Here is a 14,049-nt window from a genome sequence, read left to right as displayed (position 1 = left end):
ACCGGAAACCGCCCCCACTTTCACCCTGCGTGACGGCCAGGTGCGGCCAGGCGGCGCTCCTCAGGGCCTTCCGCTTCGCCTCGGCCCGTGTCCGGGCGCCCGAGGAGCGGGAACCCCGGCGCCCACGGCGGGCCCGCCCGTTCCTCGCGCACCCGCACGCGCCGCCTCCGAAGCCCCGCGGACGCCCCGGCAACCTCCATGGGCACAGGACCCGGTTCAGAGAACGGTCTCTGGTGCGATGACCGCGAGGATTCGCCGGGCCGGTCCTGTCCGGCGTGGTCTTGTACCTGGAGCGAGGTCGGGCGCCCGACCTCGCTCCAGGTGCAAGACCGACGAGCGTGGAACCTCCTGCTCCACGCCCGCGACGCTTACGGCCGGCCCGCTAGCGGTTCGCGGAGGCTCCCCCGGCGCCGTGGACGCGCAGGGCGATCCAGAGCTCGGCCCGGTAGTCGGGGTCGTCGAGGTCCCCGGGGAGGAGGTCGCGGATGCGCCGCATGCGGTAGCGGAGCGTGTGCCGGTGGACGCCCAGGGCCTCCGCGGCCGCGTCCCACCGCCCCGAGGCCGCGAGGTAGGCGCGCAGCGAGGCGAGCAGTTCGGCCGAGGTCCGCTGCCGCATGAGCGGAGCGAGCAGGTCCCCGGCCATACGGGCCCCGGCGGGGGTGTCCGCCAGGCCGAGCAGGCCTCCCGGCAGGTCGCCGACCCGGAGCAGGTCCTCCCCCGCGCCGCGCGCGGCCTCCAGCGCGCGCTCGGCCTGGGACAGCGCCGCGGACAGCTCCGCGTAGGGGCAGGGATCGCTCACGCCGACCGGCCCCTCCAACACCTCGCCGAGCACTCCCGTGGCCGTGCCCGCGGGAGCCAGCAGCAGCGCGCGCCCGCCGTGCTCGGTGACCAGGACGCCCTCGGGCGGCGGTGCGGCCCCGGTCCCGTCGGCCGCCGCCACCACGACGGGTTCGGCGGGCAGGATCTCCCGCAGCCGCTCCGCCCCCGGGTGGAGGGGGTCCAGGGCCCCGGTGAGCAGCGCCGCGAGCACCCCCTCCCGTACCCGGGCCGTGACGTTGTGGACGGTGCGCTCCAGTTCGAGGGAGAGCAGGGAGACCGCGGCGTTGACCAGGGTGCGCTCGTCCGAGCCGAGCCGGCCGCCGGTGCCCACGGCGAGGAACCCGCGGGCACGTCGGCCGACGGCGAGGGGCTGCACGGAGACGTTCTCGTCCCCGGAGGTCAGGGAGGCGCTGGAGCGCACGCCCGCCCCGCGCAGCCGGTCGAGCTCGTCGACCAGTCCCGCGGCGCGCGCGGCGGCCCCGGCGGGAGCGGCGTGCTGGACCGTGCCGTCGGCGGAGAGCAGCAGCACCCAGGCGCCGAGTTCGCGGGCGAGCCGGTCCACGACCGCCGGGGCCCCGGTGAGCGCGGCGCGGGTGAGGTCGCGCTGCGCGGCGAAGGCCCGGCTCAGGCCCTCGTACTCCTCCTTGGCCAGGAGGCGGGACACCTCCTTGCCGATCGCGATGAAGGGGGTGTCCCGGGGGACCTCCAGCAGGGCGAGGCCGAACTCGGCGGCGGCCTCGCGGAGCTCGGCGGGGGTCTCGTCCAGGACCACGCCGACGGCGAAGCCCAGTCCGGCGATCCGGCGCTCGGCCAGGCGGCGGGTGTAGTCGCGCAGGTCGGGGACACCGGTCGCCCAGCGCACACCGGTGGTGAGGAGGAGTTCGCCGCCCGCCAGGTAGGGGGTGGGGTCCTCCAGTTCGCTGACGGCGACCCACTCCACCTGCCGGTCCAGGCCCTCCTGTCCGGTGAGCGGGTTGAGCCGCAGGCGCGGCGCCCGCACCAGGGCGCCCAGGGTCGGTGGCATCGCTCTCCCCCCTACTCCGCCCGGCGGTCGGGACGTCTCCCGTCCGGCGGGCGGGGCCGGACGCGGGCGGGCCGCCCGCCTCCGTTCTGGGACGTGCGCCCTTACGGACCCTGACGCGTTGGCGCAAGGCCCTGTATCGATTATCCACTGTGTCCATGTGTGGGGAACGCGGAGCGCCCTAGTGTCATGCGGGTCGGGGAGCCCACCCCCGACTCTCCCGCTCCCCGTCCACCGCAGAAGGAGGCAGCCGCATGGCAGCGACCGAGGTCGCCCAGTCCCGCCGGGTCGTCACCGAGATCCCCGGCCCCAAGTCCCGCGCGATCCAGGAGCGCCGCCGTTCGGCCGTCGCCCAGGGCGTCGGCAGCGTCCTGCCCGTCTACGTCGAGCGCGCGGGCGGCGGCATCGTCGAGGACGTCGACGGCAACGCCCTGATCGACTTCGGCTCCGGCATCGCCGTGACCAACGTCGGCAACGCCGACCCACGCGTGGTGGAGCGCGCGGCCGAGCAGCTCGGCCGGTTCACGCACACCTGCTTCATGGTCAACCCGTACGAGGCGTACGTGGACGTGTGCGAGGCACTGAACCGGATCACGCCCGGCGACCACGAGAAGCGGTCGATCCTGCTCAACTCGGGCGCCGAGGCGGTCGAGAACGCGGTGAAGATCGCCCGCAGCGCGACCGGCCGCCAGGCGGTGGTGGTGTTCGACCACGCCTACCACGGCCGCACCAACCTCACCATGGGGCTGACCGCGAAGAACATGCCCTACAAGCAGGGCTTCGGCCCGTTCGCCGGCGAGATCCACCGGATGCCGATGGCCTACCCGTACCGCTGGCCGACCGGCCCGGAGAACTGCGGGCCCGAGGCCGCGGCCATGGTGGTCGACCAGATCACCAAGCAGATCGGCGCCTCGAACGTCGCGGCCGTGGTGGTCGAGCCGATCCAGGGCGAGGGCGGCTTCATCGAGCCCGCGCCGGGCTTCCTGCCCGCCGTGGCGGAGTTCTGCCGCGCCAACGGCGTCGTGTTCGTCGCCGACGAGGTGCAGACCGGCTTCGCGCGCACCGGCCACATGTTCGCCTCCGAGCACGAGGGCGTGGTCCCGGACCTGATCACGACCGCCAAGGGCATCGCGGGCGGCCTGCCGCTGGCCGCCGTGACCGGCCGCGCCGAGCTGATGGACGCCGTGCACGGCGGCGGCCTGGGCGGCACCTACGGCGGCAACCCGGCGGCGTGCGCCGCCGCGCTGGCCGCGCTGGAGGCCATCGAGTCCGACGGCCTGGTGGAGCGGGCCCGCGAGATCGGCGACCTGATGCTGGGACGCCTGCGCGAGCTGGCCGCCAGGTACGAGGTCGTCGGCGACGTGCGCGGACGCGGCGCGATGATCGCGATCGAGCTGGTCGGGGACGAGGACAGGACGCCCGCCCCCGAGGCGCTGGCCAAGGTGCTGTCCTACTGCCACTCCCGTGGCCTGGTGCTGCTGAGCGCGGGTACCTACGGCAACGTGATCCGCATGCTGCCGCCGCTGGTGATCGGCGACGAGCTGCTGCACGAGGGCCTGGACATCCTGGAGGAGGCCTTCGCCCGGCTGTGAGGTCCGGGGCCGGGGCCGGCGGGTCCTCCCCGGCCCCGGCCCCCGCCGGACCGGCCTACCGGGTGCCCCAGGCGTAGGTCTGCTTGCGCAGCTTGAGGTAGAGGAACGTCTCCGTGGCGGCCACGGTGTCGATGGCGCGGATGTTCGCCAGGATGTCCAGCAGTTTGGGATCGTCCTCGGCGACCACCTCGACCAGGAGGTCGAAGGAGCCCGCCGTGATCACCACGTACTCCACGCCCTCGACCTCCGAGACGGCGTCGGCGGCGGCGTTGAGGTCGCCGGTGGTGCGCACCCCGATCATGGCCTGGCGGCTGAAGCCCAGCATCATGGGGTCGGTGACGCCCACCACCTGGACCACCCCGGCCTCCAGCAGGCGCTGCACACGCTGGCGCACCGCCGCCTCCGACAGGCCGACGGCCTTGCCGATGGCCGCGTAGGACCGTCGCCCGTCCTCCTGCAGCACCTCGATGATGCGCTTGGCGGTGTCGTCGAGGACAACGCCGTTGGCTCTGCGCGTGGGGCTGGGGTCCGGCTGCTCGGTCACGGGGTCCCTCGGCTTTCGGTACATGGAATCCAGTTTCTGCCAGTGCGCTGACCAGCGGATTTCATTGTTGCCTGCGCACCGGGCAACGGATTCCAAGGTACTGCACGCGTGTAACGGGGTCGGGGCGCGTGCGTGAAACCGGGGTTTGCCCTGTTCGGGGGCGTTTCGCCCGGGCGCCGCCCCGGGAGCCGCCGGTTCACCGCTCGTCGCGGACCGAGTCCAGCGACAGCAGCGCCACGTGCAGGGACAGGCAGGTCTCCACCGACTCCAGGTCCGCGTCCAGCACGTGGGAGATCCGCCGCAGCCGGTCGTAGAACGCGGGCCGGGAGAGGTGGGCGCGTCCGGCCGCCAGCGCCTTGTTGCGTCCCGCGCCCAGGTAGTGGCGGAGCATGTCGGTCAGGTCGCCGCCGTGCCGTGCGTCGTGGTCCAGCAGCGGCCCCAGCTCGCGCTCGACGTAGGTCTGCAGCCGCTCGTCGTCGCGGAACAGGTGCAGCAGGCCGCGCAGGTGCAGGTCGGGCAGCCTGTAGAAGGGGCGCCGGTCGCTCTGCCGGATGGCCACGTCGCCGACCTGGCGGGCCTCCAGGAAGGAGCGCCGTACCTCGCGGACGCCGTCCGCGGAGGAGCCCACGGCCAGGACCGCGGCGTCGCCCACGGCCGCCCGGATGCGGTCGGCGAGCATGTGCAGGGTCGTGTCCAGGCTCTGGCGCCCGGGCAGGGCCAGCAGGATGCCCACACGGAGGTCGTCGAGCGAGCCCACCAGGGCGGGCAGGCGCAGCTCTCGGCAGGCGCGCGCGGCGCCCTCGGCCGTGTCGGACAGGCGCGCCTGGGCGGCCAGGCCGGTGCCGCTCTCGCGCAGGCGCAGCACCAGCCCCACCAGTTCGCGGCCCTTGAGCGGCACGCCCACCGCCCGGGCCCGGACCAGGGCCTCCTCCGGGTCGGAGTAGGCGCGGTCGATGATGCCCGCGATGATCGTGCGGTGGGTCTGCCGCTCCAGGCTCTCCTGGTGGCGCTCCAGCAGCCTGCCCAGGGCCAGGGTGGTGGCGGCTCGCTCGATGAGCATGCTCTGGCGGGGGGTGGGGTTGGCCCCGACGATGAGGATCAGCCGCCCCCAGTCCTGGCCGCGCGCGCCGACCGTGGTGACCAGCCATCCGGTGGCGGGCGTGTGGACGGTGCGGGAACCCGAGCGGGCCGCGCGCGAGCGGCTCTCCCACGAGGTGAGCAGGGTGCCGGGGTCCTCACCGTTGAGGTCGCAGGCCAGCACCTGGTGGGTGAGGTTCTCCAGGACCACGGGGCAGCCCGAGAGCTGGGCGACCTCGTGCAGGATGCGCCCGGCGTCGGCGCCCTCCACCGACAGCTGGGTGAAGACCGAGTGCAGCTTCTCGGACTCGCGCAGCTCCTCCAGCTGCTCGTTGACCACCCGGATGTGCACGGCCTCGGTGATCTCCACGAAGCGGGCCTCGCGGTCGAGCAGGACGACCGGCACGCCCGCGTCGCGGGCGGCGGCGAGGAAGGCGTGCGGGAGCTCGGCGTGGTACTTGCGGCCGAGCTCGACCGCGATACCGCTGACCCCGGCCGCGGCGAGGTCGTCGATGTAGCGGCGCAGCGCGTCGGGGTCGTCGGGCATGGCGATACCGGTGCTGAGCACCAGCTCACCGCCCCGCAGCAGGTGGGCGAGGTCGGTGACCTCGGCGATGTGGACCCAGCGCACGGCCACGTCCAGGTGTTCGGAGCCCACCACGACCCGGGGGCGGGCGCGTTGGAGGGCGGGCAGCTGGAGGACCTCGGCAAGGGTGGGAAGCACGGCTTCCATTCTAGGGAGGCCGCACCGAACGTAGTGTCAGGTACCGGACTTCTCCACTTACAGTGTGTACGTCGGCACGCGCCCCGACCCCAGGTCGCGGAGCCACCCGGGGATCCTTACATGTCGTAATCCCGGCCGCCATGTTGTCAACATGCTGATCCTGGCCAAGCGCGGAGGGCGGGGCGAGACTGGGGGCATGTCGGAACTTCTCTCGCGCCACCGCGCGGTCATGCCCTCCTGGCTGCCCCTGTACTACGAGTCCCCGCTGGAGATCACCAGCGGCAAGGGCGCCCGTGTCACGGACGCCGACGGCAACACCTACCTGGACTTCTTCACCGGCATCGTGACCAACATGCTCGGCTACGACGTGGCCGAGGTGCGTGAGGCCGTGGAGCGCCAGATCGCCAAGGGGGTCGTGCACACCTCCACCCTGTACCTCATCCGCAACCAGGTCGAGCTGGCGGAGAAGATCGCCCGCCTGTCGGGGATCCCGGACGCCAAGGTCTTCTTCACCAACTCCGGCACCGAGGCCAACGAGACCGCCCTGCTGCTGGCCACGTACGCGCGCGGCAGCGACGAGGTGCTCGCGATGCGCGGCAGCTACCACGGGCGCTCGTTCGGCACCGTGGCGGTGACCGGCAACCGGGCGTGGAAGAACTCCTCGCTGTCGCCGCTGAACGTGCACTACCTGCACGGCACCGACCACGCGTCCCCGGCCTTTCGCGGGATGACCGACCAGGAGTACATCGAGGCGTGCGTCGCCGACCTGCGCGACGTGCTGGACACCACCGCGCCGAACGTGGCGTGCCTGATCGCCGAGCCGGTCCAGGGCGTGGGCGGGTTCGCGATGCCGCCGGACGGGCTGTACGCCGCCTACAAGGAGGTGCTGGACGAGCACGGCATCCTGTTCGTGTCCGACGAGGTGCAGACCGGGTGGGGCCGCACCGGCACGAGCTTCTTCGGCATCGGCAACCACGGCGTGACCCCGGACGCCATGACCTTCGCCAAGGGGCTGGGCAACGGCTTCGCCGTGGGCGGCGTCGTGGCGCGCGGCGACCTGATGGACCGGCTGGGCGCGCTGGGCGTGGCCACCTTCGGCGGCAACCCGGTGTCGATGGCGGCGGCCGGGGCGACCCTGGACTACGTCCTGGAGCACGACCTCCAGGGCAACGCGCGGCGGCAGGGGTCCCTGATCCTGGAGGGCCTCAAGGCGCTGACCGCACTGCCGAGCGTGCGGGACGTGCGCGGCAAGGGCTTGATGTTCGCCGTGGAGATGGCCGACCCCGCCACGGGCGCGCCCTCGTCGCCGCTCGCGGGGAAGGTGCTGGAGGCCGCGCGCGAGCGCGGGCTGCTGGTGGGCAAGGGCGGCGTGCACGGCAACGTGCTGCGGATGGCACCGCCGCTGACGCTGTCCCAGGAGGAGGCCGCGGAGGGCCGCGACGCACTGCTGGACGCGGTGCGCTCGGTGGACGCCGAGGCCTGACCGGGCCTTTGCGGCCCGGCCCCAGGGCCCCTGGCGTGCCCAAGGCACCTGGAACTCCTGGGGCTTGTGGGGCCCTGGAACTGCCGGGCCCCGGCCCCCCGGTCCGGGCCTTCTCGGCCCCCTGGGCTCCTGGGGCCGATGTGAACCGGAGTCCCCCATCACAGGGGATTCCCCGACCCCCGCCCGTACAAGCGGGCGCCCCCGCCTGTGGACAAGGAAGAGGACAGATATGAGCAAGCACGTCACCCACTGGATCGGCGGGGCCGCCCACGAGGGGCCCGCCCAGCGCCGGGGGGACATCCACAATCCCGCGTCCGGCCGGGTCACCGGCACGGTCGACCTCGCGGGACCTCAGGAGGTCGACGCGGCGGTGACCGCGGCACGGGAGGCCTTCCCGGGGTGGCGCGACACCTCGCTCTCCAAGCGGGTCCAGGTCCTGTTCCGCTTCCGCGAGCTGCTCAACGGCAACAAGGAGCGGCTGGCGGAGCTGATCAGCGCCGAGCACGGCAAGGTCTTCTCCGACGCCCTGGGCGAGGTGTCCCGCGGCCTGGAGGTCGTCGACTTCGCCTGCGGCGTCCCGCACCTGCTCAAGGGCGGCTACTCCGAGAACGTGTCCACGGGCGTGGACTCCTACTCGATCCTGCAGCCGCTCGGCGTGGTCACCGGCATCACGCCGTTCAACTTCCCCGCGATGGTGCCGATGTGGATGTTCCCGGTGGCCATCGCCTGCGGCAACACGTTCGTGCTCAAGCCCAGCGAGAAGGACCCGTCCGCGGCCGTCGTGCTGGCCGAGCTGTGGGCCGAGGCGGGGCTGCCCGACGGGGTGTTCAACGTCGTGCACGGTGACAAGGCCGCGGTCGACGCCCTCCTGGAGCACCCGGACGTGGCGGCGGTCAGCTTCGTGGGCTCGACCCCGATCGCCCGGTACATCTACCGGACCGCCGCCGAGCACGGCAAGCGCGTACAGGCCCTGGGCGGGGCGAAGAACCACATGGTGGTGCTGCCCGACGCCGACCTGGACCTGGCCGCGGACTCGGCGGTCTCGGCCGGGTTCGGCTCGGCGGGCGAGCGGTGCATGGCCATCTCGGCGGTGGCCGTGGTGGACTCGGTCGCCGACGAGCTGCTGGAGCGCATCCGCGAGCGGGTCGCGCGCCTGCGCGTGGGCCCCGGCGACGACGACCGCAGCGAGATGGGCCCGCTGGTCACCCGCGAGCACCGCGACAAGGTCGCCTCCTACCTGGAGTCGGGGGTGCGCGAGGGCGCGACCCTGGCGATCGACGGACGGGTGCACCCGGTGCTGGGCGGGGACCCGGACGGTTTCTGGCTGGGCCCCTCGCTGCTGGACCACGTCGGCCCCGAGATGTCCTGCTACAGGGACGAGATCTTCGGTCCGGTGCTGAGCATGGTGCGCGTGGGCGACTACGACGAGGCCGTGAAGCTCGTCAACGGCAACCCCTACGGCAACGGGACGGCGATCTTCACCAACGACGGCGGCGCCGCACGGCGCTTCCAGAACGAGATCGAGGTCGGCATGGTGGGGATCAACGTCCCCATCCCGGTGCCGATGGCCTACTACTCCTTCGGCGGATGGAAGCAGTCGCTGTTCGGCGACTCGCACGCGCACGGCACGGAGGGTGTCCACTTCTACACCCGTACGAAGGCGGTCACCGCGCGCTGGACGGACCCGGGCCGACGGCCCGAGGGAGGTGTCGACCTGGGCTTCCCCACCAACGGGTGAACGGGATTTCACGGAAATAGCGGATGGATCTGCCTCACTGTCGGTCGGCCACGGACGACAGGGAGTATCGTTGTCGTCAGGCGCCCCTCACGGGGCGTGGTCGGCGCTGCCGACGACACACGAACCATCCTGGGAAGGACGCGCTCATTTCCCCTCCTCCCCGATGGAAGCGGGCGCGTCAACGGAAGCGCTCCGGGTCCGCCTCTCCCCCTGGACCCGGAGCGCGACCGTACTCCTCCTAGCGGGCCGCGAACAGCCGCTCACCGGCGGAGAGCCGCGGCTCCGCGCCGATGATGCCCGCGCACTCCTCACAACCGAACACGTGGCTCCCGTCCGGCAGCTCACCGAGGAGCCGGCGGGGCCTGGGCCACTTGGCGTGGCAGACGACGCAGGCATCCCCCATGCACTGCGCCCAGCTGAGCAGGCTCGGGTCGTAGACGTAGGCGTCGATTGCGGGCCGCGTGTCTGGTTCGCACATCATGCTCGTTCCGCGCAATGTCCTTGCTCCCCCCGTGGTTTAGGACAGTCTGGCGGGCCGATAGTTACCGGCTCTTTATTGAATCAGAAGCTTTGAGCGCCTGGAAGGTTCCGGACCGATTTACATCACATCATGCAGGTGAATCATAACCGTATGTGACGAAGCCTGGGAAGGCCCTGCCCACTAGGAAGATTTTCATCCGTTTTGCCCGAGTATCTACCAAGCAGAAGCGCGTCGGTCCTTAGCTCTCCGCCCGCTCAGAGACCGAAAAACGGCGCAGCGCCAGCGCCGGATTAATGTTGCGCACCTCGTCCACCCGAGCGGCCGAAACCCCGGCCGAGGTGACGGCGAAGGCCTGCTCCCCCAGCGCCGCGAGCGGCGTCCCCATGGGGTCGACCACCATGCTGTTGCCCGCGCCCGTGGGCGCGGCCTGCCCGGAGGCCGCCACGTACACGGTGTTCTCGATGGCGCGCGCCCGCAGCAGCGTCCGCCAGTGCTCCTCCTTCAGCGGCCCCGGGACCCACTGCGCGGCCAGCAGCACCGCGTGCGCGCCGGCTTCGGCGATGCGCCGCGTCACCTCCGGGAAGCGCAGGTCGTAGCAGGTCTGCAGGCCGAACACCACGCCGTCCACGGTGAAGGTCTCCGGCTCGGCGATCGGACCGGGCCGCAGCACGTCCGACTCCCTGGCCCCGAACGCGTCGTACAGGTGGATCTTGCGGTAGTGCGCGACCCGCTCGCCCTCCGGCGACAGCGCCACGAGCGTGTTCGTGAAGTGGGTGTCCTCGCCCTGGGCCTCGCCGACCCCCAGCACCAGGTGCACGCCCTCCCGGCGGGCGGTGTCGGCCGCCGCGGCGACGAAGGGCCCGTCCAGCGGCTCGGCCGCCGCCACGTAGCGGCGGTCCACGCGCGAGGCGGTGAACATCGTGTACTCGGGCAGCAGGACCACGTCGGCACCCCCGGCCGCCGCGCGGGCGGTCAGTTCCGCCACCGAGCGCTGGTTCTCCGCCTTGTCCTGCCCGGGGGCGAACTGGGCGACCGCGACCTGCACCATCAGACCTCTCCTCGTCGGTGTGGGCGTTCCGGCGTGCGCCGTGTCCCGAGTGTACGGCCGGCTCCCGGAGCCGCGTCCGCACCCGAGGAGCAGGGCGCGCAACGGCCTCCCCGGTGTCCGCCTCCCGGCGCCCCACCCCTTGCCAGGGGACTGAACAAGCGTTTAATCTATTGAACATGAGTTCAGCCACGCCTCCGGACCGGGAGCCGGACCTGACGGCGCGCGCCCGTATCCGCGACGCGGCCATCGAGTGCTTCGGGCAGCGCGGGTTCGACGTGACCGTGCGGGCGATCGCCGAGCAGGCCGGGGTCTCCCCCGGTCTGGTGATCCACCACTTCGGGTCCAAGGACAAGCTCAGGCGGGCCTGCGACGACTACATCGTCAACCTCGTCAACGAGATCAAGACGGAGTCGGTCACCAGCCACGACAGCCAGACCTTCCTCCACCAGTTCGCGACGATGGAGGAGTACACCCCCTACATCGCCTACCTCTTCCGGGCGGTCCAGGCCGGGGGGCCGTTCGCGGCCGCGCTCTACGAGCGCATGGTCGCCGACGTCGAGCGCTACCTCGCCGCGGGCGAGGCCGAGGGCACGATCTGTCCCAGCCGGGATCCGGCCAAGCGGGCCCGCTGGATGGCCGCCAACTCCTTCGGGGCGATGCTCGTGCTCGTCACCCTCCAGCAGCCCGGCCGGCAGGTCGACTTCGCCCGCGTCATCCGCGAGTGGGCGGAGGAGTACATGCTCCCGGCCCTGGAGGTGTACACCGAGGGCCTGCTCACCGAGCGCACCATGCTCGACGCCTATCTCCTGTACGTCAGCGATCCGCCGGAGGACCCCGCTGACCGGACCTGACCCCCGACCACGTACAGAGGAACCCCGACCATGCCATCCACCGCCATCGAAGTCCGCGGCGTCGACAAGTACTTCGGCCGTTTCCAGGCCCTGGACAAGCTGGACCTGACCGTCCGCACGGGCCAGGTCGCGGGCTTCCTCGGGCCCAACGGCTCCGGGAAGTCCACCACCATCCGCGTCCTGCTCGGCCTGCTCAGGGCCGACGCCGGATCGGTCGGCCTGCTCGGCGGCGACCCCTGGAGGGACGCCGTCACCCTGCACCGCCGCCTGGCCTACGTGCCCGGCGACGTCACCCTGTGGCCGGGCCTGACCGGGGGGCAGGCGATCGACCTGCTCGGCCGGCTGCGCGGCGGGCTCGACTCCGGGCGCAGGAGGGAGCTGCTCTCCCGCTTCGAGCTGGACCCGACCAAGAAGGCACGCACCTACTCCAAGGGCAACCGGCAAAAGGTCGCCCTGGTGGCCGCCCTGGCCTCCGACGCCGAGCTGCTCATCCTGGACGAGCCCACCTCCGGCCTGGACCCGCTCATGGAGGCCGTCTTCACCGAGTGCGTCCTGGAGGCCAAGGCCCAGGGCCGCACCGTGCTGCTCTCCAGCCACATCCTGTCCGAGGTCGAGAAGCTGTGCGACACCGTCACCATCATCCGCAAGGGGCGGTCGGTCGAGTCCGGGACCCTGGACGACCTGCGCCACCTGACCCGCTCCTCCGTGCGCGCCACGGTCGCCGGGGACGCACGGGCCCTGGAGGGCGCTGACGGGGTGCACAACCTGCGGATCGACGGTGAGACCGTCACCCTCGACGTCGACAACACCCGCATGGACACCGTCATGCGCGCGCTCACCGGCCTCGGGATCCGCTCCCTGGTGAGCAACCCGCCCTCCCTGGAGGAGCTGTTCATGCGCCACTACGGCGACGAGCCGGCCGCTCGGGGCGGCGACGGGAGCGCGGCGGCATGAGCGCGCTCACCGGCACCGGCACCCTCGTCCGGTTCGTCCTGCGCCGCGACCGCGTCCGGCTGACGGTCTGGACCCTCGCCCTGGTCGGCACCGTCGTCGGGACCATCCCGGCGCTCAACGACATGTTCTCCACCGACGCCCAGCGCCAGGCCCGGGCCGCGATCATGGACACCCCGACCGGAGTCGTCTTCGGCGGCCCCGGATACGGGCTGGACGACTACCAGCTCGGTCCGATGGTCGTCAACGAGCTGACCATGAGCATGCTCATCGCCCTGGCGGTCATGAGCATCCTGCACGTGGTCCGGCACACCCGCGCCGAGGAGGAGAGCGTCCGCGCCGAACTGCTGCGCGCCAACGTGCTCGGGGCGAGCGCCCAGATGACGGCCGCCCTGGTCACCGTCTCGCTCGTCAACCTGCTCATCGGCGGCCTGACCACCCTGACCCTGGTCGGCAACGGCCTGGAGACCGCCGACTCGGTCGCCTACGGCCTGGGCCTGGCCCTGGCGGGCATCTCCTTCGGCGCCATCGCCGCCGTGTGCGCCCAGATCGTGGAGCACGGTCGCAGCGCCGCGGGACTGGCCTTCCTGGTCATCGGCGTGCTGTTCATGTCCCGGGTCGTGGGCGACATGGCCGAGGACGGCGGCAACGCCCTGTCCTGGCTGTCGCCGTTCGCCTGGGCCCAGCAGACCCGCGTGTTCGACGACCTGCGCTGGTGGCCGCTGGCGCTGTACGCGGCCTTCATCGCGGTGCTCTTCGCGCTGACCTACGCCCTGGCGAGGCGGCGCGACCTCGGCGCGGGCCTGGTCGCCTCCCGGCCCGGCCCGGCCGGCGCGGGCGGGCTGCTCAACAGCGCGTTCGCCCTGCACCTGCACCAGCAGCGCGGGGCCGTCCTGGCCTGGACGGCCGCCACCTTCCTCTTCGCCCTCTCGTTCGGCTCGCTGGCCACCGAGGTGGAGGCGATGCTGGAGCAGAACCCCGACCTGGTGGCCATCGTGGGCGGCTCCGCCGAGGACGCCACGAAGGGCTTCCTGGGGGTCATGGGCGGCTACGTACTGATGGCCGCGTCGGCCTACGCCGCCATCTCGGTGCTGCGGACGCGGACCGAGGAGACCTCCGGACGCGCCGAGCTCACCCTGTCCACGGCCGTCGGCAGGGTCCGCTGGTTCGGCAGCGCCCTGCTGGTCAGCGCGCTCTCCTCGGCCCTGATCGTGGCGATGGGCGGCCTCGGCATGGGACTGAGCGCGGCCGCGGCCCTGGAGGACTCCTCCTGGACCTGGACGATGCTCGGGGCCGCGCTGGCCCAGCTGCCGGTGGCCCTGCTGTTCGCGGCGCTGACCGCACTGCTGGTGGGAGCGGCGCCGCGCCTGGTCCCGCTCGTGTGGGCGTGGCTGGGCTACAGCCTCCTGGTCTCCATGTTCGGCGCCCTGCTCGGCCTGGACGAGTGGCTGCTGAACATGAGCGCGTTCGAACTGCTGCCCAAGCTGCCGAACGAGGAGTTCGACGCCGCTTCGGTGACCGTCGCGCTGGGGGCCGTGCTCGTGGTCGGCGCGGTCGCCCTGGCGGGCTTCCGCCGCCGGGACCTGGCCACCGTCTGACCGGGCACGGCCCCGTACGGGCGCGCCGTCGGCCCCTCCGGGACCGGCGGCGCGTCCGTTCGTGTGTGACGGATCCCTCCGGTCAGGCCCCGCCGCCGGAGCCGCCGGACGCCTGACCGGAC

The 14,049-nt window shown here is 72.5% G+C and carries 11 protein-coding genes; 6 read left to right on the top strand and 5 right to left on the bottom strand.

Annotated features, from left to right (window positions below; genetic code table 11):
* Positions 1-382: 382 nt before the first annotated feature.
* Entirely contained in the window at positions 383-1,843 is a 1,461-nt protein-coding gene (locus A6A08_RS20510) for a PucR family transcriptional regulator (RefSeq protein ID WP_073704247.1), read from the bottom strand.
* Positions 1,844-2,094: 251 nt separating this feature from the next.
* On the opposite strand from A6A08_RS20510, the gene gabT reads away from it, so the two are divergent.
* Positions 2,095-3,432 (top strand): 4-aminobutyrate--2-oxoglutarate transaminase, encoded by a 1,338-nt coding sequence (gene gabT / locus A6A08_RS20505; RefSeq protein ID WP_073704246.1) that lies wholly within the window; start codon positions 2,095-2,097, stop codon positions 3,430-3,432.
* Positions 3,433-3,487: 55 nt separating this feature from the next.
* On the opposite strand, the gene A6A08_RS20500 is transcribed toward gabT, so the two are convergent.
* On the bottom strand, positions 3,488-3,976 hold the full coding sequence (locus A6A08_RS20500) for an Lrp/AsnC family transcriptional regulator (RefSeq protein ID WP_073704245.1): 489 nt from the start codon (positions 3,974-3,976) through the stop codon (positions 3,488-3,490).
* Between the two features lie 196 nt (positions 3,977-4,172).
* Positions 4,173-5,777 (bottom strand): PucR family transcriptional regulator, encoded by a 1,605-nt coding sequence (locus tag A6A08_RS20495; protein ID WP_073704244.1) that lies wholly within the window; start codon positions 5,775-5,777, stop codon positions 4,173-4,175.
* 196 nt (positions 5,778-5,973) lie between these two features.
* Here A6A08_RS20495 and A6A08_RS20490 point away from each other — a divergent pair, with 196 nt between their 5' ends.
* Both A6A08_RS20490 and A6A08_RS20485 read left to right on the top strand, forming a co-directional pair.
* Positions 5,974-7,260 carry an aspartate aminotransferase family protein gene (locus A6A08_RS20490; protein WP_073704243.1) on the top strand — a complete coding sequence of 429 codons (1,287 nt, stop codon included), beginning with the start codon at positions 5,974-5,976 and terminating at the stop codon, positions 7,258-7,260.
* Between the two features lie 229 nt (positions 7,261-7,489).
* The gene (locus A6A08_RS20485) at positions 7,490-8,998 is read left to right on the top strand and encodes a CoA-acylating methylmalonate-semialdehyde dehydrogenase (RefSeq protein WP_073704242.1); all 1,509 of its coding nucleotides are present in this window, start codon (positions 7,490-7,492) and stop codon (positions 8,996-8,998) included.
* 238 nt (positions 8,999-9,236) lie between these two features.
* Here A6A08_RS20485 and A6A08_RS20480 read toward each other — a convergent pair whose 3' ends face one another.
* Positions 9,237-9,479, bottom strand: a complete 243-nt coding sequence (locus A6A08_RS20480) for a hypothetical protein (protein ID WP_378699274.1) — start codon at positions 9,477-9,479, stop codon at positions 9,237-9,239.
* Positions 9,480-9,717: 238 nt separating this feature from the next.
* The gene (locus A6A08_RS20475) at positions 9,718-10,527 is read right to left on the bottom strand and encodes a carbon-nitrogen hydrolase family protein (RefSeq protein WP_073704241.1); all 810 of its coding nucleotides are present in this window, start codon (positions 10,525-10,527) and stop codon (positions 9,718-9,720) included.
* Positions 10,528-10,703: 176 nt separating this feature from the next.
* Between A6A08_RS20475 and A6A08_RS20470 the strand changes: the two genes are divergently transcribed.
* The 3 genes from A6A08_RS20470 to A6A08_RS20460 are packed head-to-tail and all read left to right on the top strand — an operon-like array spanning position 10,704 to position 13,927.
* Complete coding sequence (locus A6A08_RS20470) at positions 10,704-11,378, top strand: TetR/AcrR family transcriptional regulator (protein WP_073704240.1); 675 nt, start codon at positions 10,704-10,706, stop codon at positions 11,376-11,378.
* A gap of 30 nt (positions 11,379-11,408) precedes the next feature.
* Positions 11,409-12,332 carry an ABC transporter ATP-binding protein gene (locus A6A08_RS20465; RefSeq protein WP_073704239.1) on the top strand — a complete coding sequence of 308 codons (924 nt, stop codon included), beginning with the start codon at positions 11,409-11,411 and terminating at the stop codon, positions 12,330-12,332.
* Complete coding sequence (locus A6A08_RS20460) at positions 12,329-13,927, top strand: ABC transporter permease (RefSeq protein WP_073704238.1); 1,599 nt, start codon at positions 12,329-12,331, stop codon at positions 13,925-13,927. Before A6A08_RS20465 ends, A6A08_RS20460 begins: the two co-directional genes overlap by 4 nt.
* Positions 13,928-14,049 lie beyond the last annotated feature (122 nt).

The organism is Nocardiopsis sp. TSRI0078, from assembly GCF_001905145.1.
Taxonomy (GTDB): domain Bacteria; phylum Actinomycetota; class Actinomycetes; order Streptosporangiales; family Streptosporangiaceae; genus Nocardiopsis.
This window is presented reverse-complemented; position numbering and strand designations above follow the sequence as displayed.